A 19,742-nucleotide genomic window follows, 5' to 3' on the forward strand; every position below is an offset into this window, starting at 1 on the left:
GGCGGCCCCGCGTTCCGGAGTGATCGACTGCGCCGCGAAACCGCCCGCCATGGCCGTCGCCTGGGCGATATCGGCTTGCGCCTTCGCGGCCTGCCGGGTCCACTCCTGGATGCGGTCCTCGAAGGCGACCTGCTGGCCAAGAGCGCGAAGCAGGTAGCCCGCCATGATCTGCTGCCGCAGGTTGCGCATGATGTTCTGATCGTCGTCGATGATCTCCAGCTGCCGCATCAGCGCGATATCCCGTGAGACGATCCGCTCGGTCGTCTGACGGACTTCGTCGAGGCGGTTGATGGAGTAGACGCTCAACCCGATCATCAGGGCGACAATGGCGGCGAAGCCGAGAAGAATACGGTTGGCGATCGAGATCGTCACGTCAGACTCCGGGAACTGGGGAAGGGGACAGGAAGGGGCGCAGAAGCCGCTCGATATCGAGAAGGGCCAGGGTGTCGGATGGATCGTCGGCGGCACCGTGCATGCGGGCATAGCCCGTCACCGCATCGGTTCGGAAGCCTGTGGCCTCCTCACCTGTCAGGAGATGGATGTCGGCGACCGCATGGGCGCGTTCGACCCTGAGAGCCACGTGCGGGTGATCCCGGCGCAGCAGCACAAAATGGTGATCTTTCTCCGCAGAGGTCGGTTCGATACCCAGCGCGAGCGCGAGATCGATTACGCTCACCACTCGTCCGCTTCGGCCGAACAGACCGACCAGGGCAAGCGGTCCATCAGGAACGCGCAGATATTTCTGCGGGGGCAGCACTTCAGCGACGGACTCGATCGGGATCGCGAAACGCTCGCGGCCCGAGCCGCAGACGAGGGCGCGCGGCAGGACTTCTACCAGAGCCGCACCATCCTTGCGGCGCGATGCGAGGCTCTCGGTTCTCTCGTCGAGGATATGCTGAACCCGCTCCTCGGCCGAGTGGATCCTGCCTCTTTCGATCTGCCTCAGCTTGCGGCGTACAGATCTTGCCATGGTCATGCCTTCCGCTTGGACGGCATTGGCGCGTCGAGGTGCATGCGGATCAGGTCACGCAGGTCCTTGGCCGTCACCCCATCTCCCTCGTCGAGGAGGTGATCGTCAGCCAAGGCTGCAACGCTCTGCGCCGCATGGTTCAAGGAGCGGCGCCCGGGCGCCGATCTTCCCTCGGCGAGGAGCAGGAGTCCAAGATGGTAGTGAGCCATGGCGAAGCTTCTATCGAGATAAAGGCTTTTAAGGAAGCTTTTCTCAGCCTCGTCGGAACGCCTGAGCGCTCGAAGGACGAGGCCTTGGTAAAAATGCAAGGCCGCGTTCAGCGGCTCGGCGATGAGCGCCATCCGGCAGAGGTCCGCCGCCGCGGCGAAGTCTCCCGCATCGGCCCGCGCCCTGATATCGCCGAGGAGGTTGCCGGTTTTTTGAGGGGCGGGAAAGGCGGACGGCTTTTGTGGAGCCTTCGGGAGGCGCGGGAGGGCTATTCTTTGAACTGACGCTTCAGGTTTCGGCTCAGGCAGGAGCGGCTTCCACTCCTGCAGGGTGGTCTTGGGTTGCAAGGGAGCAGGCATCGGCAGGGGCGCATCGCCGGCGCCACGCCGGTAGGCGACGGTCCCCGGCAGGCTCAGGGCCTGCATCATTGTCGCGAAAACAGGATTGGGCTCGGCATGGCCCAGCAGCATCCAGCCATCCTCGTCCAGGCGGTCGCGCAGGGCTCCGACAATCCGGGTGACCGTGTCGGGATGGAAGTAGATCAGCACGTTCCGGCACAGGATCAGGTCGAAATCGGTGAGTTCAAGGGGCGAGGTGCCGTCGAGAAGGCTCAGCAGGTTGTGCCGCTCGAAGCGCACCAGGGAGCGAAACTCCCGCCGCACTTCCCACTGCTCCTTGCCTGCGTCGGTAAAGTAGCGCTGTCGCTGCTCCTCCGGCATCGAACGAAGCGCCCATTTGCCGAACTGCGCCTGCCGGGCCGCTTTCAGGAAGCTGTCGTTGATGTCGGTTCCGACGATGCTGACACGCCAGGTTCCAAGGTTTCCGCCGAGAATCTCATTCGCCAGAATAGCCAGGGAGTAAGGCTCGGCTCCGGTGGAGCATCCGGCGCTCCAGATCCGCAGCCGCCGCGTGGCGGCTTTCCTGGCGATGATCTCGGGCAGGATGGTCTCGCGCAGGGCTGCGAACTGCTCCGCGTAGCGAAAGAAGAACGTCTCGCCGATAGTAATCTCGGCCTCCAGCTTTCCCCATTCCGCCGGGCCCGAGATCGGGTCGTCCAGCAGGGCCAGATACGCGCTGGAATCGGACAGGCCCCTGGCGCGCAACCGCTTGCGCACGCGCTCCCACAGGAGGTCGTCCTTGTCCTGGTAGTAGAAATGTCCCGTGCGCTCGATTACGCGGCTCTTCAGATGAGGAAAGCCGGAATCGGGGAGAGGAACGGGAGCCGGTCGTGCGGCCATCAGGCCGGCACCGCCCATTCGTTGAGGCGGCTCTGCGCCTGGCGTCCGAGCTCCGCCAGCGCCTGCTTTTCCTCTGCCAGCAGGATCCGCTCGGCAGAGAGAAGATGGACGAGCCGGTCACCCCAGGTGACCTCCGCCTCGACGCAGCCGTTCAGGCTCTCCGCTGGCCTGACATCCGAGACCTGTGCGGCATTCACCGTCGCCACGTCCAGAACGCGGTCGACAAGGAGCGCGGTGGGGCTGGCGTTGCCGCCGGTTCCGATCAGAACCAAGTGCCGGTAGAGATCGGCCTCCGGATCGTCCTCACCTCTTTGGAGGCCGAACAGCACGTCGAGCCGGAGGACGGGAACTGCGTCCCCGCCGAGGTTGAAGAAGCCGGCGACCGGTCGGGGCAGGGCTGGCGGACGCCACAGGCGGGGCAGGGGCAGGAACTCGCGCACGGCGCTCCGGTGCAGGGCACAGGCGGTGCCGCACACGTCGAAGATGATGATCTGCAGGCTCGCCATGGATGGGATCGCCGGTCGCCGGTAATGAGAGGGGTGAAAGCTTGGTGATCCTTAGATAGGCACCGGGCCGCCTCCGGCAACCGCGCCGCCAGGCTACTGAGACACCTGATCCGTAGCCTCGCGAATGGCGTTCAGGCCGACGCTGGCCTCTTCCGAATACCCGGTCCGCTGGACGGCCCTGAAGACCTGCTTGGCGTCTTTGTAGCGGCCGAGATTGAAATACGACCAGCCGCGAATCAGCAGAAGATCGTTCTGCTCCGGGACGAGCCGTGCCCGCTCGCTGAGAGCCAGCAGGGTCTCGACGTAGCGCTTGTCGCGGTACGCCGCCAGCGCCCGCTGGGTCAGGATCGAGGCTCCGAGCTCCACCTGGCGTGTCCGGGTCTGCGGCGCCTCGGCGGCCGCGACGGCAGCCTCTGAGGTGAGGTTCTTGCGCAGGTAGGCCAGGGATTTGCCATAGGCGGCCTCTTCGCGGGCCCGGTTGCTGCCGGTGGCGATCGCCTGGTCGAAGGCGGCGACGGCCTCCAGAGGCCGGTTGATCTCCATCAGGCACCAGCCGCGGGTGAGGGCCGCGTCGCCCGAGAGGCCCGCAGGATTGCGCGTCATGGCGCAGCTGCGCCCCAGAACGGAGCGGGCCTGGGTCTGGCGGACCCGCACGCCCTCCTCGGTGCGCACGAGAGGCTGTTCGACCTCGACACGCTCTACGGTGACCTGACGAGGCACGGCAGGGCGTGGCGCAGCGTCCATCTCAGCCCGTGGCTGAACCGGAGCGGAGCGCCGCCCGGAGCCGGGATTGGCCGTATCCGCGAGATCCGCGATGCGCTCGGAGCGCCCCCGCCATTGGGCCACGATGGCGTTGAACGCCGCGCGCTCGTTCAGGCGCTGCGTCGACAGGGCGAGGCCATAGGCGGAGGGCTCGTCCTCGGGTTTCCACCCGAGAGCGGTCCGGAACCAGTCCCGCGCGGTCCGGATCTGCTGCGTGTTGTAGGAGTACCAGCCAAGCGCCTGCGCTCCATCGGGGAAGCGCTGCGCCGTCACGACAGGGACGATCCGGCCAACCACCCGGGCATCGAGCCGCGGTGGCGGATCCTGGCTGAGGAGCGCCGTGGCGATGTCCAGGTAGATCTTCATGTTCTCGGGAGCGCGCTCGCGCCATTCGTAGGCAAAGGCCTCGGCGTCCGTGAGGCGCTCAAGCGCCCTTAAGGACATGGCATAGCCTTCGGCCGCCTTGGCGCCGCCGTTGCGGTCCAGAGCCGTCTTGAACAACTCGAGCGCCCGTGCCGGATTGCCATGGTGGTAGTTGTACCAGCCGAGGGTCATCACAGGCCCGGCTTCGTTGGTATTGCGGATCAGCCGCTCGACCGCTGCAAGGTCTTCTGCCGATGCGGTCACCTTGCTGTCGAGAGAGGCGCGCTCGACCCTGCGGCGGGCCAGCTCGTCGCGGACGGAGCTGAAATCGTCCGGGCTCTCGCCGGTCCTGCGCTCGAATTGGAGCAGATCGGCGACCTGCTGTTCGGGCAGAAGGGTGAGGGCCTTCTGCAGCGTCGCGAGGCGTTCGGCCGGATTGGCGCAGTTCGTCAGGAGATAGGTGTAGACATCCCGGGTGCGGGCAGGCTGATCCGTCCGGGCGAACGCCTCCGCCACGCGCCAGAGCACATCCACGTTGGTGCAGGTGAGGAGGCTGGGCGACTCGGTCGCGACCGACAGCACGGTCTGCCATTGACCGGAATCGGAAGCATTCACCAGGCGGCGGCGCGCCTCCACCGTTTCCAGAGCCGTGACCAACTCCTCCGGCGGCTTCCAGTTCGGGTCCGAGGCTTGGCGTTCGGCAATGGCTGCGCGGACTTCGGCGATCCGGTCCTCGCGGTAGAGGTTCCACAGGCGCTCGATGATCGGATCGGGCGGAGCGGCGGCGCCACCCGCCGAGAGCTGCGACAGGTCGCTGGGCGGTGTCCAGTTGGGATAGAGCGCTCTGAGCCGGGCGATCTCCGCATTCACCCTTCGCCCTGGGATGCGAAGTAGCGAAGCGCCGATTCATCGACCTGCGGCTGAGAGCCGTTGGCGGGCGGTGTCTCGGACGGCGGCGTTCCGGCGGGCGGTTGGGAGCCGCCGGGGCCGGTCTGCTGCGCGATCGCTGCAAATCCCAGGATCAGGATCGCAGTCGTTATGGCGCTGCCGACGAGACGCATTGCGTATATTTCTCACCCAGCAGGGATTTCGCCAAAAGATACAGGGTGGACGGATAATAGAGGCTCGGCTCGAAGGCTCTCAGCGCTGCCGGAACGGGCGTTCCGTCGAGCGCACAGGCCAGAGCCGCGTGAAGAACGGCATAACCCTGGTCCGTCAGCCGCTCCCGGATCTGTCCGGTTACCACATTGACCACGGCAACCCCTTCATTCTCCGCAGACCAGCGCTGCTTGAGGGCTCTCAGCCACTCCAAATCAATCATCCCCGCTCTCAACAGGTAAAGCGGTATCCTTAAGGAGTTGTAACCGAACTCGGGCGGAAAGCCGTCCGCAGGCTTCGGCTGCAATCCGCTCCGAAGGGAGAGCCAGTCCGCCGGAAGCCTTACGCGGCCCGTGGTTGCCTGCTGAAGCAGCAGCACCCCGTCGCGCCAGACGCGGTTCCATTCGTATTCCGGCGCCAGCGCCGCCATCACGGGAAAGGCCTCGAAAACCCAGTAGGAGAGGTTCACCACCGGGCCGTCGGGTCGATCCTCGGCTCCGAAGCCATTGGCTCCGGGCAGAAGGATGAGCGAGCGTCCGCTGCGCCCGAACGTATTCTTGCCGATGGCCCTGGCGATTTTCTGCGCCGCGGTGGTATAGCGGGGCTCCTGCCAGACCTCCCCGGCCTTTGCCAGGGCATAAGCGATGAGAAGATCGCCGTCCGTGGCGTTGTTGCGATCCGTCACCCGGGGCTTTGCCTCGGGATCCCATTTCCACACAGCCAGACCGTCATCCCGGATGAGCAGTTCGGTGAAGGTGAAGCTCCAGATCTGCTCGAAGGAGCGTCGGTCGGACGCCGCGAGAGCCAGAAGCAGGCCGTAACCCTGGCCCTCGCTGTGGCTGATGTTGCCGTTGGCGGTATCGACCACCCGGCCGCTGTCCTCGACGAAGCGGGAGCGGTAGGCTTCCCAATCGGCCGACGAGACGGTGCCCGCAATCTTCAGCGGCTGAACGGAGAGGCTCTGGGACGATGCGCTCATGGCCATGACGAGTGAAAACATGGCGACGAGCCATGTCAGGAGCGTTGCGCGAAAAGGCGCCCGGGCCATCATGAGCGTCGTCCCAGCCGGCTCAGGAGCAGGGCGGTGGCGACGCCGAGAAACGTGCAGCATGCCAACATGACAAGCGCATATTGGAGGATGTTGGCGGACATCCAGTTCGCCGCCACGAGGCGAAGGTTCGTCAGCGAAAGGGGCTGGGTCTGCACGAAGCGGTAATCGTTGATGGGCTCGATCTGCAGCTTCATCTCCCGCGGCTCCAGGGCGATGGCGCGTCCCGAGACCTGCGACCAGAGCAGGGGGTTGGCCAGACGGGCCATCTCGTCCGCCAGGGCGCGGTCCGTGCGGGCAGTCACGAGCGTCCAGACGCCGGAATCTTCCGTGCGGCTCTGCGCCATGAGCAGCGAGGCCCGCTGCGGCGGTTCGTAGGGCGCATCGGTCCGCTCCTCCAGCCGCAACGACGAGAGGGAGAGGCTGAAGGTCTTCTCAAGCCAGTCCTGCACGGATCCGATCGTCTGCTGAATGACGCCGCGGCGCTGGAACGTGTCGGACCAGCGCCGGCGGACCTCGTCGGTCGAGGCCGTGGTGTTGGGTGACGCCTGGCTCAGCGGCATGGTGAAGTCGGCGCTTGCCGTCTGTGCCCCTCCCTTGTTGTCCGCGACCGGTGTCGACGGCCAGATCATGCGCAGGTGCTCCGTCACTCTCACACGGTTGAGCATGCCGGGCGGGATCTGGTCGACGGCGCCGATGAACAGAACGGATTCGTCGTCGGCGGAGGCCGCATTGGCGAACTGCGCCCGCACCGGCTGGCCGGCGTTGCGCGCCATGCGGGCCAGCAGGGTTCCGGCGGCGGACAGGTTCAGCGCGTCGGGACGCGCGAGGACGACGGTGGTGGGAAGGTCTTCGTCCGAGAAGCGGCCGGCCCCGAGAACCGCCAGATCGGGCAGGCGGCCGATCCGACCGAATTTCGGAAATTCCAGGGTGGTGGTGTCGAACAGAACGAAGCGCTTCGTCTCAGACAGAGTCTCCCCCGGTGCGCAGCGCGCGTCTGCGTCCGTCATCAGGGCCGCCTCGAAGGTGATGCGGTTGAGACCCGACTTGAAGTTCTTGAGCGGGACCCGGACGGTATGCCGCCGGACGATGTCGCCCTGGGTGGTGATCGTCATCTGCGTGCTGATCTGGCCGTTGACGAACACGTTCACATGGCTGCCGGGCCGGACCGCCGACGTATAGGCTGCATCGAGGTGCAGGATGGCTTCCCCGTACTCGGTGGCATAGAAGTCCGACGGGAGATTGATGGCGAACTCGGCTTTCAGGCGTCGTCCGGAATTCCTGCGTCGGTACGCCCAGATCCGCAAAGCGGAAGGACTGACCGCCGAACGCCGTGGGAACCTCGGGCCAGTGCCAGGAAGCCGTGTCGATCATCCCGCGCTCGGCACTGAGCGGGTTGAGGGGCTGAGCTCTGACGATCCCGATTGCCGTGTCGAGATCCTGCCAGGTGGGGCCTGCCACCACCAGAGTGGAGCCTGTGGAGCCCGGCTCCTGCATCATCATGGTCAGGGGCTGCACTGACGCGGCGTCCGGAATGCCCGGCACAAGGCCGCGCAGCTCGCCGGCCAAGCCCATGGCGACCTTGATCGTCCCGACAGGCGAGGGGCCCGGGTCGGATTCCATCACCTGGATCACGGGATGGGCATAGCGACCACGCAGGGCAACCGTCTGCGCGAGACGCAGCAGCCGGTCCCGGATCTCCGGCCGATAGATCTTGGGGGCAACCACCCGGATCGTCGTGACGCCCGTGCTGTCGACGCCGACAGCCGGCAGATCGTCCAGGCCGCGAAGGGTCTTGGTCGCTCCTTCGGCGAAGATGAGGCGCGTGGACGCCGAATCCACATCGGTCCAGAGCTCATAGGTCGCCGCAACGGTGCAATCCGTCCGATGACGCTGAAGGCTTTCCATGCGGATGATGTTCTGCCCCGGACGGAGAAGGCCGGGGCGGATCGACGACGTCACGCGCTTGATGTCGTTCGACGAGGCGATCGGCGTGTCGAGCACGGATTCGCCGTTGATCGCGATCCTCAGGCGAGAGCCCTCGGGCATGACCACGACCGCGTTCTTGTAGCCGATGGACAGGGTCGTGCCGCTCGCAGCCTCGTCCTGCGTGAGATGGAAGGTCCAGGACCGGGCATCTGTTTCACCCTCGAGCCGGAGAGTCTCGAAGGGCAGGATCGGTCGCTCGATTCGCGCGACGCTGCGCGCCGCCGGAGCGCTGGCGGCGACTGGCGGGCGCATGGGCGGGGGAGCATTGCCAACGGCCGCTGCAGGGGGAGCGGCATTGCGTGGTCCCATGCTGAAAGGCGCGGCTGCGCCGGCTGACGGCGCCGGCTGTGGATTTGCCGATTGTGGAGCCGTTGCTGCAGCAGGTGGCGGGCCGGGCTGGCGCATGTCGAAAGGCGCGGTTGGCGCGGCCTGACCCGGCACGGGAGCCGGGCTCGCCTGCGGCGCGTTCGAGCCGCCGGGCGCCATGTTGAACGGCGTCGCCTGGGCGAGTGCGCTCTGTGCGCCCATCGCTTGCAGGCCCAGCAGGAAAGGGATCAGAACGCGGCGCACGACACACCTCTACTTGATGGCTGCGGCTACGGACGGAGCCGGAGGGGATGAACTGCCGATCCGCTGCAGGCCGAAGAAGTAGGAGAGGCCACGGCCGGTCTGGTAGAACGCAACCATGAAGAACCAGAGCGTTCCGCGCAGCACGCCAATGTCATAGTGCCGGTTCTTCTGAAATTCGCTCCACTGATCCGCATTGGCGAAGACGAGGTCCGCAATCATCTTCCGGTGCTCGGCCTTCTCGATCATGAAGCGGCATCCCAGCAGCAGCCCGTCGTCGTCCATGCCGACCTTGCGGATCTCCACCGGCAGATGCTGGACTGGAAGGTTGGCGAAAGGCTGGAACTCGATGGTGCCTGCGGCTCCCTTCTTCAATCTGGGCTCGACTGATGGCGGCACGTGAACCCTTGCGCCGCCGACCGACACGTCCCGCAGGATGGCATCGATGATCTCGTCGCCCATGACAAAGCGGCAGGGACGCTCGACGCGAACACGGTGGCTCTGGCGGCGCGTTGCCCGCTCCGACACGACGCCGAGGGCGCAGCCCGCGACGATCAGGTTGAGGATATTCCAGGCTCCGGTGACGAGAGTCAGGTCGGCCTTGTAGGGCTCCGCCCAGACCCGCACTCCCGTTGCCACGACGCCGAGGAGCAGGATGCCGAAGATGATGAAATAGGGCGTTCCCAATTCCGAGATCCGGCTCTCGTCCATGGTCTCGTTCTTCGACGTAACCTTGAAGGTGGGCTTGCTCGGATTGGCGATCACCGACAGCACGGCGGGCAGAAGATAGATCGTCGAACGTACTCGTAGAGATCCGAGATCCACGGCCAGCGATAGCGGCCATAGAGATAGTTCTGCATCATGAAGTTCACCATCATGTAGGTGAACGTATAGGCGAAGAACTCGCCTCCGGACGCAGTGAAGATCTCCAGCGAGAAGAAGAGGTAGCAGAGCGGCGAAACGAGAAAGCAGAACCGCGAGAATGGGAACAGCCAGAACATGCTGCTCGACATGTAGCACAGGCGCTGCGACAGCTTCAGCCCGCGCTTGAAGGGCGGGAACTTGTAGCGCAGGATCTGCATCATGCCCTGCGCCCAGCGCGAGCGCTGGCCGATAAAGCTGGCAAAGCTGTCCGGCTGCAGGCCCGCAATCAGCGGCTTGTCCACATAGGCGCTCTTCCAGCCCCGGGAGTGGAGCTCAAGGGCGGTCTCGCAGTCTTCCGTGATGCTGACGCCGCTGAAGCCGTTGGTCTCCTGCAATGCCTCGCGCCGGAGCACGGCGGCCGAGCCGCAAAAGAAGGAGGCATCCCACTTGTCGAGGCCGCGCTGGATGACCCCGTAGAACATCTCGTTCTCCGAGGGCATGGTCTGGAACGTGCCGAGGTTGCGCTCGAGCGGGTCGGGATTGATGAAGAAGTGGGGCGTCTGGACGAGAAACAGGTTCTTGTCCGCCGTGAAGTAGCCGACGGTCTCGGTCAGGAAGTTCCGGGCCGGGGCATGGTCGGCGTCGAAGACGGCGACCAGATTGCCTGTCGAGTGCTCGAGACCGTTGTTGAGATTGCCGGCCTTGGCGTGCAGATTGCGGGCGCGGGTCAGGTAGCGGACATCGAGCGCGGCGCACAGGGCCTGCAGCTCCGCGCGTCGTTCCCGGGCCTGCAGCGCGGCGAGCGCGTTCTGCGAACTGCATTTCTCGTCCGTGCCGCCATCGTCGAGAAGCCAGACCGTCAGCTTGTCCTCCGGGTAGGTCATGGCCTTGGCGGCGGCAAGCGTGGTCGCGAGGAGATCGGCGCCCTCGTTGTAGCTCGGGACGAACACGTCGACGGTCGGCAGGTTATGCGGGTCGATCTGGGGCGGCTTGCGCGAGGGCATCGGGCTGGAGACCACGAACAGGCTCAAGAACAGCATCATGACGCTGTACATCTCGGCCAGGTACAGCAGGAAGCCGGGAATGAAGTTCGCTACCTCGGTGATCGGCGGGATGGTGCTGGTCGTCCGCCAGAACACGTAGCGCAGCACGATGGCGGTGCCCAAAGCCAGGGCGATCTGGCGCCAGATGCCTTGCGCCCGGAAGAACTTGATGATGATCATGCAGGCCACGACGGTGAGGCCTGCGACCAGATGCGCCTGAAGGCTGATGGGAAGAACGACAAGCGAGACAATCAGGATCGCCGCCACTGCCCAAAGGGCCACGATAAGACCTGCTCGCATTTGTCCGGATTCTCGGCCTGAGTGTTCGCGTGAGAGAGTGCACGCTTAGTTCAACACTGAAGGCAGGTCCATTAATATATCTCTACCGTTGCTTAGGCCTATTGTCACATCGGTAAATAAATCGGTACCTAACGTTATTACATTAGATGCTATAGACTTGGCTTTTACTCGCTCGGAGGCGGTGGCACCACGGGGTAGCCGCCGAGCGGGGCCGTATTCTGCAGTATGGTTGCGGGAGGACCCGCGGGCTCGACCGTATCCTTGTCGATGAGGCGCCCGGACGTCTGGTCCGGAAGGGTGGCGCGGCGGCTTTCCGTGGACAGGACGCGCCGGCGGATCACGGTGGTGTCCTCCCGCCTGTCGAGACCGAGCGGATACATCGGCGCATCGACCTGCCCGAAACCGGCAGGCGGCGATGGCGGATCGCCGTAAGGATTCCAGGATTCCTGACGATAATAGGCGGCGATCGTGTAGCCATACATGACCCGCAGGAGCTGATCGACGCTGGCATCGGCATCGCACAGGCGCAGGCGGACCGAAATCGCCCCGCCCGGCACCAGAATGGCGGGCTTGTCGGGCTCGATCTGCTGCCAGGCATAAAGGCAAAGGTCGCCCGAGGGGGAGCGTCCCGTGGCGAATCCGAAGGGCCCGAACTTGTTCTGGACGTAGACGAGGGACGTCTGCATCGCGACCCCGGGGATCCGCTCCTCCATCTCGCGCTCGATCCGGTCTGGGGTGAGAGGAGGCAGCGAGAGCGTCTCCGGGATCTCCATGTTGCTCGCGGTGTTGTTGAGCAGGCTCACGTAGAAGGCGTTCTGGCCGCTTGTCAGCGAGGCCGTCGACAGGGCGATCTCCTGCGAGATCCCATTCTGAAAGTTGCGCTGCAGAACGGCCACGATGGAGGGGCCTCCCGGAGGAGGGACGACGATCGCGCGGGTTGCAGGGACTTCGGAGGTCAAGGTCGCATAGCCGAGATCGGAACGGCCCGCGCAGGCGGCAACGGTCATCATAACGACTGCGGCGGCGAGCCACTTCAGGACCTTGCCGGGACCGCCCGTATGCCCGTGGTCGCAGGCGATGCCCGCTTCGGACGCCTCAGCGCCGACGTGCATCTGATTCCTGTGCGTTGAGGCGGTCATGCGGAACGTGAAAACTCTGGTGGCTGGTCAGCCGAGCGGAGGCTTGCCCGCTGGAGGGTTGCCCCTGGAGCGGATGGACCCATTCAGCCGGATGGTTTAACCAGCTATGACCATTCATGGTTAACGAACAGTAAGCATCACAGCAGGGGCGGATTTTAATCCGGCCCGAATAGGCGCTTCGCCTTGACCTCCCGGCCGGGCGGAATACAAACGGCACACGCCGGCAGGAACGACCGGCTCCGGGGCGTGCCCCGTATCTTCCGTGACATTGCGTGGCTCGTCTGCTGAAGCGGGCAGGCCTATTTCCCGATCCCGGCGAACGGGCCGGGCTTCAAGAAAGCCTTTTCGATGCAATCCGCCTTTTTGCGCAACGCGCTGATCCTCGGCATGCTCTCCGCCGTCGGGCCGTTCGCCATCGACATGTACCTGCCTGCCTTTCCGGCGATCGCCCGGGAGTATCAGGTCGATGTGAGCGGCGTGCAGATGAGCCTGATGAGCTTCTTCCTGGCGGTCGCTCTGTGCCAGAGCGTGTATGGGCCGCTCTCCGACCGGTTCGGACGCAAGCCGCCGCTCTATGCCGGGCTGGGACTGTTCGCGCTGGCCAGCATCGGCTGCAGCTTCGCGCCGAATGTGGAAACCCTGATCGCCTTCCGCTTTCTCCAGGGCGTCGGCTCCTGCGCGGCCATGGTGATCCCCCGGGCGATCATCCGCGACCTGCACACCGGGCACGAGGCGGCCCGCCTGATGGCGACCAGCATGCTGGTCTTCAGCGTCTCGCCGATCTTGGCGCCGCTGGCAGGAAGCGCCCTAACGGCGTTCTTCAGCTGGCGCGTGATCTTCTGGGCCATCGCGCTCATCGGGCTGGGTGGCCTTGCTGTCGTGCTCTTTCTCTTGCCCGAAACTCACAAGCCTGATCAGGGCAAGGGAGGCATCGCGCAGGCCTTCCGCACATACGGGAGCCTGCTGAGGGACCGACGCTTCCTCGGCCTTACCTTCATCGGCGGGTTCAGCCAGGCGAGCTTCTTCGCCTATCTCGCCGGCTCATCCGTCATCTTCATCCAGCATTTCGGCATGACGCCATCAGCCTACAGCATGATCTTCGCGTCGAACGCCATTGCGTTCATCGGCAGCGCCCAGTTCAACAGCACCCTCATGCGCCGTTTCGGCGCTGAGCGGGTGGTGCGCATCGCAATCTCCTGCTTCGCCAGCCTCGTGACGCTGCTCTTCGTGCTGACCGTCTCCGGCGTCGATAACGCCTTTGTCCTGTGGGGCCTTCTCTTCGTATCGTTCGGCTGTCTCGGATTCATCATTCCGTCCACGGCGGTGCTCGCCCTTGAGGAACAAGGCGCCGTGGCTGGCACAGCCTCGGCCCTCATGGGCACTCTTCAGCTCGGCACGGGCGCTGTGATCATCGCGCTGGTCAGCGCCCTCTATGACGGTACGTCCATTTCGATGGTCAGTGCCATCTTCTTCTGTGCCCTCGTGGCGCTCGCCTTGAGCTTCCGAACGATGAAACTGAGGCGGGTCTATCCCTGACGGGTCTGATCCAGGATCCAATCGCGAAAGGAGCGCAGCAGCGGCGTCTCTGCCTTGTGCTCCGGATAGACGAGATAATAGGCGCCGCCGCTGACGAGGCTGTTGGGGAAGAGGATCTCCAGACGTCCCGATGCCAGCTCGTCGGCAATCAGGAAATGCGGGATCAGGGCAGCGCCCAAGCCCGCGGCAGCCGCCTGGGCCACCATGGCGAATTGCTCGAAGCGTGGACCGCGGAGCGGATTGCTCGCCTCCACGTCAACGCTGGCGAACCACTCCGCCCAGGCAGTGGGACGCGTGCTCTGCTGGAGCAGGGTGGCGTGGGCCAAGTCCTGTGGCGAGCGCAGGTTCTCGCGCTCCCGATAGGCCGGGCTGCAGACGGGCACCGCCTCCTCCGTCCGCAGCAATTCGCACACGGCGCCCGGCCAGTGCGGCTCGCCGAAATGAATCGCGGCGTCGAACGGCTCTGTGGCGAAGTCGAAGGGCAGGAGCCGCACACCGAAATTCACCGTCGCACCCGGATGTTGGGCGAAGAAGCCGGGAATCCGCGGAATGAGCCAGCGGGTGCCGAAGGTCGGCAGGGTGGCAAGATTGAGCACGCCGGTTGTGCCCGAGAGTGCAATGGCCTGATGGGTGGCGTCGGACAGCTCGGACAGGGTGCTGCGCACCTGGGATGCGTACAGGCGTCCCACATCCGTGAGCACGACCCGCTGCCGGGAGCGGCTGAACAGGGAGACGCCGAGCGACTCCTCCAGCTGCTGGATCTGGCGCGAGACGGCGCTCTGCGTCAGGTTCAGCTCCTCAGCGGCTCGTGACACGCTGCCATGGCGCGCCGTGGCCTCGAAGGCCAGGAGATTGCCCACATTGGGGAGGAAGCCGCGACGAAACACACGTTCATTCCAATTATGAATAACCTGCTGCGAAGATGTCGATTTACTTTTGGCCTGTCCAGCGCGATTTTGCCCCTCAAATTCAATGGGTTTGGCTGGTTTGGCGCCAGCGCCCGAACGCTCTCATGGGAAGGATGATCATCATGGCCGGTGCTCAACAGGAACTCGCGAAGCTCAAATGGGAGGATCCGCTCCTTCTCGATGACCTTCTGACCGACGACGAACGCATGATCCGCGACACGGCCCGGGCCTATGCCCAGGACAAGCTCCTGCCCCGCGTGATCGAGGCGTACCGCGAGGAGAAGACGGACCGCGCCATTTTCAACGAGATGGGCGAGCTCGGCCTCCTCGGCGTGACCCTGCCGGAGGATTACGGCTGCGCCGGCGCATCCTACGTGGCCTATGGCCTCGTGGCCCGCGAGGTGGAGCGCGTCGATTCCGGCTACCGCTCCATGATGAGCGTACAGTCTTCTCTCGTGATGTACCCGATCTATGCCTACGGCTCCGAGGAGCAGCGCCGGAAGTACCTGCCCAAGCTCGCATCCGGCGAGTTCGTGGGCTGCTTCGGCCTCACCGAGCCCGATGCAGGCTCCGATCCCGCCGGCATGAAGACACGCGCCGTGAAGACCGATGGCGGCTATCGTCTGACCGGCTCCAAGATGTGGATCTCAAACTCCCCCATCGCGGACGTGTTCGTGGTCTGGGCGAAGTCCGAGGCTCACGACAACCAGATCCGCGGCTTCGTGCTGGAGAAGGGCATGAAGGGGCTGTCTGCTCCGAAGATCGGCGGCAAGCTCTCGCTTCGCGCCTCGATCACCGGCGAGATTGTCATGGACAATGTCGAGGTGGGCGAGGACGCCCTGCTGCCGAGCGTGTCCGGCCTGAAAGGCCCCTTCGGCTGCCTCAACCGCGCCCGCTATGGCATCTCCTGGGGCGCCCTGGGAGCGGCGGAAGATTGCTGGCACCGGGCCCGTCAGTACACCCTCGACCGCAAGCAGTTCGACCGGCCGCTCGCCGCCACCCAGCTCGTGCAGAAGAAGCTCGCCGACATGATGACCGAGATCACGCTGGGCCTCCATGCCAGCTTGCGCGTCGGTCGCCTCTTCGACGAAGGCCGCGTGGCGCCGGAGATGATCTCGCTCGTCAAGCGCAACAATGTCGGCAAGGCCCTGGATATCGCCCGCGTCGCCCGCGACATGCATGGCGGTAACGGCATCCAGGAGGAATACCACGTGATGCGCCATGCGCAGAACCTGGAGACCGTGAACACCTATGAGGGCACCCACGACGTGCATGCTCTCATCCTGGGCCGCGCTCAGACCGGCCTCCAGGCATTCTTCTAGGCGAGGGCACATCGATGGCGCTTCGGATCACCCTGGCAGGATCGACGGGCTGGGTCGGCAAGGCCCTCGTGGCGGCGATCGTCGCCTCCGACGACCTCGTGCTGGCCGGCGCTGTCAGCCGCAGCGCCGCCGGCCAGGATGCGGGCGAAGCCGCTGGCCTTTCCCGCCTTGGTGTTCCGATCAGCGCAACCCTCGAGGAGGCGCTGCGTGAGCCGTCTGATGTGGTGATCGACTACACCAAGCCCGGTGCCGTGAAGGCTCATGCCATCACGGCTCTCGCTCAGGGCCGGCACGTGGTTGTTGGTACTTCGGGGCTCAGCGCCGAGGATTACGCCGAGATCGACGCGCAGGCGCAGCAAGCAGGGCGTGGCGTGCTCGCGGCCGGCAATTTCTCGATCACCGCGACTCTGCTGCGCCGCTTCGCCCTTGAGGCGGCCCGTTACGTGCCAGATGTGGAAGTCATCGATTACGCCTCGGCCAAGAAGCCGGACACGCCGTCGGGCACCGCCCGCGAACTGGCCGAGCTTTTGAGCGAGGCGCGCCAGCCTGCCACCTCAAAGCCTGTCGCCGAACTGACCGGCGTTCGCGAGACCCGCGGCGGTGCGCTTGGCGCCAAGGAGCCGGTGCAGGTCCATTCCCTGCGTATGCCGTCTTTCGTTCTGTCCTGCGAGGCCGTTTTCGGGGCTGACAATGAGCGCCTCGTGATCCGTCATGATGCGGGCTCGTCGGCGGCCCCCTATGTGGCCGGCACGCTGCTGGCCGCCCGTCGCGTCGGCTCGTTCACCGGCCTCAAGCGCGGCCTCGACACCATCATGGATTGATCCGCATGAAACCGCTCGCAGGCCTCAAGGTCCTTGAACTCGCACGTATTCTGGCAGGCCCCTGGGTCGGCCAGTTGCTGGCCGATCTCGGTGCCGATGTGGTGAAGGTGGAGCGGCCGGGCGCAGGCGACGACACCCGCGGCTGGGGGCCTCCCTTCGTGGAAGCGGTCGATGGCGGTGATCTCTCGGCGGCCTATTTCCATTCCTGCAACCGCGGCAAACGCTCCATTGCGGTGGATTTCGAGACGCCTGAAGGCCAGGAGCTCGTGCGCAAGCTCAGCATGCATGCGGATGTTGTGATCGAGAACTTCAAGGTCGGCGGCCTGAAGAAATATGGCCTCGATTACGAGAGCCTGAAAAAGATCAACCCACGCCTCGTCTATTGTTCGATCACCGGCTTCGGCCAGGACGGGCCTTACGCGTCCCGCGCCGGTTACGATTTCATGATCCAGGGCATGGGCGGGATCATGGACCTGACGGGCGATCCCGAAGGCGAGCCGCAGAAGATCGGCGTGGCCTATGTGGATATCTTCACAGGGGTGTATTCCGTTGTCGGCATCCTGGCCGCCCTTCGCCAGCGCGATGCGACAGGCGAGGGGGCGCATCTCGACATGGCGCTCCTCGACGTGCAGACGAGCGTGCTGGCGAACCAGGCCATGAACTATCTGGCCTCCGGCAAGGCGCCCCGGCGCATGGGCAATGCCCATCCCAACATCGTGCCCTACCAGGTTTTTTCGGTGGCGGACGGCCACGTGATCGTGGCAGTGGGCAACGACGGGCAGTTCGCTCGGTTTGTGTCGGTGTTGGGCAAGCCTGAACTGGCCCAGGACGAGCGTTTCAGCAGCAATGCAGGCCGGGTGGGCCGCCGGGCCGAGCTCGTGCCGATCCTGACCGAACTCACCCTGCAAACCACCCGCGATGCGCTGCTGTCAGCCCTCGAGAAGCAAGGTGTTCCGGCCGGCCCCATCAACACGGTGGCGGATGTTTTCGCCGATCCGCAGGTCATCGCCCGCGGCATGAGGATCGACCTGCCCTCGCCCAAGGCCAAGGGTGGGGCCATCCCGTCCGTCCGCTCTCCGATCATGATGAACGGGGAGCCGATGGCGGCTCAGCGGCCTTCGCCGCGCCTGGGTGAACATACGGACGAGGTGCTGAGCGACCCCTCCTGGATGGCCTGAACGGCAAGCTGCCTATTCGGCGATTCCCTTGGCCAGCAAGCGGTCGACGGCCTGCAGGATCCGTTCGCGGTCCTCCGTCGTAAAGGGGCTGAGATCATGCATCTCGAAGCTGTTGAGGCCTTCGACGGCAAGCCAGGCCACGAGAGCCGCATCGAGGTCGTCCGACGTGTCCTTGAATGACCTCAGTGTTTCCCTGATGACCTCCCGGAGCGGATCGAGAAGTCGCGGGTTCTCGGCCGTTGCGGCCAGCATGCCGTTGGCCGTCTCCTTCATCTGACCGCTGCACAGCTTCAGCAGGGCTGCCGTGCAAAGGCGAGCCTCCAGGTTTCGCCCGGGGGGCGTCCGCTTGCGGATCTCCTCCTTTTCGGCCGCCACGTTGTCGATGAGGCGCTGGATCATGCCCTGGAGCAGGGCCTCCTTGGTGGGGAAATTGTAGAGCAGCCCGCCTTTGCTGAGGCCGGCCTTTTCCGCCACAGCCTCGAGCGTCAGTCGGCCGGCGCCAATTTCGCCAACAAGTTCTGCGGCCGCATCGAGAATTTTTTCTCGGGAACTCTTACGGCCTCTGGTACAGGGAAACAGCATCCATAACTCTTGTTTTGTGCGTTGCCGCACTTGCGACTAAACCGTCCAGACGGTATATAAATTGTTCCACGGCATTGGCGTCAAGGAAAAGTCGCGTTAATGCCGCACCTCCTTAGTCTTAGATGAGCCCGTTGATACGGGTTCGCAATGTCGGAAGAAGCCTATGAAACGGCGCCTTGTAGTCGGTCTTGTGTTCATTCTCGCGATTGGCCTCTGCGGCGGCCTGATCTGGTTCAACTTCTTCCGCGACAAGATGATCACGCAGTTCTTCGCCACCATGCAACAGCCGGCGCAGACGATCTCGGCTGCCAAGGTCGAGGCGAAAACCTGGACGCCGGCGATCAGCGCCATTGGAACGGCCAAGGCCGCCAACGGCGTCGAGCTGGCCGTGCAGGTCGGGGGTGTGGTGAAAGAGATCAGCTTCAAGCCGAACGAGCGCGTGCCTGAAGGCAAGGTGCTGGTCCAGCTCGACGACGCGGTCGACCGGGCTGATCTGGCCAATGTGCAGGCCCAGGTGAAGCTCGCCGAGGCGACCTTCGCCCGCTCCCGTGCCCTGTCCGCCCGCGGCATCACGGCCGAGGCTACCTTCGAGCAGAACGAGGCCTCCCTGGCCACTGCCCGCGCGCAGGAAGCACGAACCAAGGCGGTGATCGATCAGAAGGCCCTCAAGGCCCCCTTCGGCGGCGTTGCAGGCATTCCACGCATCGATGTGGGACAGTACCTGCAGCCCGGCACGGTTGTGGCGAGCTTCCAGGATCTGTCGTCCATGAAGGTCGATTTTACGGTTCCGGAGCAGCGGGCCGGTGAAATCAAGCTCGGACAGGAGGTCCGGGTAGGCATGACCGAGGCGGACCTGCCCTTCAAGGGGCGTGTGATCGGCAAGGATCCGCGCGTTGATCCGGCAACCCGTCTGGTCTCCGTTCAGGCGCTTATCGAGGACAACAAGGATGGGGCCATTCTGCCGGGCCAGTTCCTCCACGTGGAGGCGATCCTGCCGGAGCAGCCCAACGTCATGACCCTGCCACAGACGGCGGTTATCACCAGTCTGTACGGGGATTATGTCTACACCATCGAGCAGGAAGAGCGGGCGGGCCAGCAGGTCCAGGTGGTCAAGCAGGTCTTCGTGAAGACCGGCCGCCGTCGCGGTGGGGCTCTCGAGATCGTATCCGGCCTCAATGCCGGCCAGCAGGTGGTCGCCTCGGGTCAGAACAAGCTGCAGGCCGGCTCGGCCGTCAAGATCGACAACACCATCGATGTGACCAAGCTCGACACGACGAAGCTCGCGAGCGGGCAATAGGCAT

15 protein-coding genes and 3 pseudogenes are annotated in these 19,742 nt (G+C 64.8%); 5 read left to right on the forward strand and 13 right to left on the reverse strand.

From position 1 onward, the window contains the following. The 11 genes and pseudogenes from JQC81_RS04680 to bcsN all read right to left on the reverse strand — a co-directional run. Positions 1-372 (reverse strand): annotated as a pseudogene (locus JQC81_RS04680) (methyl-accepting chemotaxis protein); the annotation flags it as partial. 1 nt (position 373) lies between these two features. Beyond that, entirely contained in the window at positions 374-970 is a 597-nt protein-coding gene (locus JQC81_RS04685; protein ID WP_203270568.1) for a chemotaxis protein CheW, read from the reverse strand. A gap of 2 nt (positions 971-972) precedes the next feature. Next, positions 973-2,415 (reverse strand): CheR family methyltransferase, encoded by a 1,443-nt coding sequence (locus JQC81_RS04690; protein WP_203270570.1) that lies wholly within the window; start codon positions 2,413-2,415, stop codon positions 973-975. After that, on the reverse strand, positions 2,415-2,921 hold the full coding sequence (locus tag JQC81_RS04695) for a chemotaxis protein CheW (protein WP_203270571.1): 507 nt from the start codon (positions 2,919-2,921) through the stop codon (positions 2,415-2,417). Before JQC81_RS04695 ends, JQC81_RS04690 begins: the two co-directional genes overlap by 1 nt. A 93-nt stretch (positions 2,922-3,014) precedes the next feature. Next, positions 3,015-4,916: a tetratricopeptide repeat protein gene (locus JQC81_RS34110; protein ID WP_203270573.1), complete on the reverse strand. Its 1,902-nt coding sequence runs from the start codon at positions 4,914-4,916 to the stop codon at positions 3,015-3,017. Further along, complete coding sequence (locus JQC81_RS04705) at positions 4,913-5,107, reverse strand: hypothetical protein (RefSeq protein ID WP_203270575.1); 195 nt, start codon at positions 5,105-5,107, stop codon at positions 4,913-4,915. Before JQC81_RS04705 ends, JQC81_RS34110 begins: the two co-directional genes overlap by 4 nt. Continuing rightward, positions 5,083-6,192 carry a family 8 glycosyl hydrolase gene (locus JQC81_RS04710; RefSeq protein WP_246520239.1) on the reverse strand — a complete coding sequence of 370 codons (1,110 nt, stop codon included), beginning with the start codon at positions 6,190-6,192 and terminating at the stop codon, positions 5,083-5,085. Before JQC81_RS04710 ends, JQC81_RS04705 begins: the two co-directional genes overlap by 25 nt. Then, positions 6,192-7,499 carry a cellulose biosynthesis cyclic di-GMP-binding regulatory protein BcsB gene (locus JQC81_RS04715; protein ID WP_246520240.1) on the reverse strand — a complete coding sequence of 436 codons (1,308 nt, stop codon included), beginning with the start codon at positions 7,497-7,499 and terminating at the stop codon, positions 6,192-6,194. Before JQC81_RS04715 ends, JQC81_RS04710 begins: the two co-directional genes overlap by 1 nt. Positions 7,500-8,028: 529 nt before the next feature. Beyond that, positions 8,029-8,709: pseudogene (locus JQC81_RS34685) on the reverse strand (cellulose biosynthesis cyclic di-GMP-binding regulatory protein BcsB); the annotation flags it as partial. Between the two features lie 51 nt (positions 8,710-8,760). After that, positions 8,761-10,955, reverse strand: a pseudogene (bcsA, locus tag JQC81_RS04725) (UDP-forming cellulose synthase catalytic subunit). A gap of 164 nt (positions 10,956-11,119) precedes the next feature. Then, entirely contained in the window at positions 11,120-12,067 is a 948-nt protein-coding gene (bcsN, locus tag JQC81_RS04730) for a cellulose biosynthesis protein BcsN (protein WP_203270578.1), read from the reverse strand. Positions 12,068-12,442: 375 nt separating this feature from the next. On the opposite strand from bcsN, the gene JQC81_RS04735 reads away from it, so the two are divergent. Beyond that, the gene (locus JQC81_RS04735; protein WP_203270579.1) at positions 12,443-13,630 is read left to right on the forward strand and encodes a multidrug effflux MFS transporter; all 1,188 of its coding nucleotides are present in this window, start codon (positions 12,443-12,445) and stop codon (positions 13,628-13,630) included. Here JQC81_RS04735 and JQC81_RS04740 read toward each other — a convergent pair. Next, on the reverse strand, positions 13,621-14,517 hold the full coding sequence (locus JQC81_RS04740) for a LysR family transcriptional regulator (protein WP_203270580.1): 897 nt from the start codon (positions 14,515-14,517) through the stop codon (positions 13,621-13,623). The genes JQC81_RS04735 and JQC81_RS04740 overlap by 10 nt on opposite strands. A 143-nt stretch (positions 14,518-14,660) precedes the next feature. On the opposite strand from JQC81_RS04740, the gene JQC81_RS04745 reads away from it, so the two are divergent. From JQC81_RS04745 to JQC81_RS04755, 3 genes are read left to right on the forward strand one after another with little or no spacing between them, the layout of a single operon-like run. Then, entirely contained in the window at positions 14,661-15,860 is a 1,200-nt protein-coding gene (locus JQC81_RS04745) for an acyl-CoA dehydrogenase (RefSeq protein WP_203270582.1), read from the forward strand. Between the two features lie 14 nt (positions 15,861-15,874). Next, complete coding sequence (gene dapB, locus JQC81_RS04750) at positions 15,875-16,681, forward strand: 4-hydroxy-tetrahydrodipicolinate reductase (RefSeq protein WP_203270583.1); 807 nt, start codon at positions 15,875-15,877, stop codon at positions 16,679-16,681. Between the two features lie 5 nt (positions 16,682-16,686). Further along, positions 16,687-17,859, forward strand: coding sequence for a CaiB/BaiF CoA transferase family protein (locus tag JQC81_RS04755; RefSeq protein WP_203270585.1), 1,173 nt, complete (start codon positions 16,687-16,689; stop codon positions 17,857-17,859). 12 nt (positions 17,860-17,871) lie between these two features. On the opposite strand, the gene JQC81_RS04760 is transcribed toward JQC81_RS04755, so the two are convergent. Further along, a complete protein-coding gene (locus JQC81_RS04760) occupies positions 17,872-18,441 on the reverse strand; it encodes a TetR/AcrR family transcriptional regulator (protein ID WP_203270586.1) in 570 nt (189 codons plus the stop codon). Positions 18,442-18,604: 163 nt separating this feature from the next. Between JQC81_RS04760 and JQC81_RS04765 the strand changes: the two genes are divergently transcribed. Next, a complete protein-coding gene (locus JQC81_RS04765) occupies positions 18,605-19,738 on the forward strand; it encodes an efflux RND transporter periplasmic adaptor subunit (RefSeq protein WP_203270587.1) in 1,134 nt (377 codons plus the stop codon). The last annotated feature ends 4 nt before the right edge of the window (positions 19,739-19,742 follow it).

The organism is Microvirga arabica (assembly GCF_016811235.1).
GTDB lineage: Bacteria > Pseudomonadota > Alphaproteobacteria > Rhizobiales > Beijerinckiaceae > Microvirga > Microvirga arabica.

Excerpts from the sequence above, each read along its gene's own strand:
- JQC81_RS04685 (WP_203270568.1), bottom strand. The coding sequence starts at position 970 with ATGGCAAGATCTGTACGCCGCAAGCTGAGGCAGATCGAAAGAGGCAGG.
- JQC81_RS04690 (WP_203270570.1), bottom strand. The coding sequence starts at position 2,415 with ATGGCCGCACGACCGGCTCCCGTTCCTCTCCCCGATTCCGGCTTTCCT.
- JQC81_RS04695 (WP_203270571.1), bottom strand. The coding sequence starts at position 2,921 with ATGGCGAGCCTGCAGATCATCATCTTCGACGTGTGCGGCACCGCCTGT.
- JQC81_RS04705 (WP_203270575.1), bottom strand. The coding sequence starts at position 5,107 with ATGCGTCTCGTCGGCAGCGCCATAACGACTGCGATCCTGATCCTGGGA.
- JQC81_RS04710 (WP_246520239.1), bottom strand. The coding sequence starts at position 6,192 with ATGGCCCGGGCGCCTTTTCGCGCAACGCTCCTGACATGGCTCGTCGCC.
- bcsN (WP_203270578.1), bottom strand. The coding sequence starts at position 12,067 with ATGCACGTCGGCGCTGAGGCGTCCGAAGCGGGCATCGCCTGCGACCAC.
- JQC81_RS04735 (WP_203270579.1), top strand. The coding sequence starts at position 12,443 with ATGCAATCCGCCTTTTTGCGCAACGCGCTGATCCTCGGCATGCTCTCC.
- JQC81_RS04745 (WP_203270582.1), top strand. The coding sequence starts at position 14,661 with ATGGCCGGTGCTCAACAGGAACTCGCGAAGCTCAAATGGGAGGATCCG.
- dapB (WP_203270583.1), top strand. The coding sequence starts at position 15,875 with ATGGCGCTTCGGATCACCCTGGCAGGATCGACGGGCTGGGTCGGCAAG.
- JQC81_RS04755 (WP_203270585.1), top strand. The coding sequence starts at position 16,687 with ATGAAACCGCTCGCAGGCCTCAAGGTCCTTGAACTCGCACGTATTCTG.
- JQC81_RS04760 (WP_203270586.1), bottom strand. The coding sequence starts at position 18,441 with ATGCTGTTTCCCTGTACCAGAGGCCGTAAGAGTTCCCGAGAAAAAATT.
- JQC81_RS04765 (WP_203270587.1), top strand. The coding sequence starts at position 18,605 with ATGAAACGGCGCCTTGTAGTCGGTCTTGTGTTCATTCTCGCGATTGGC.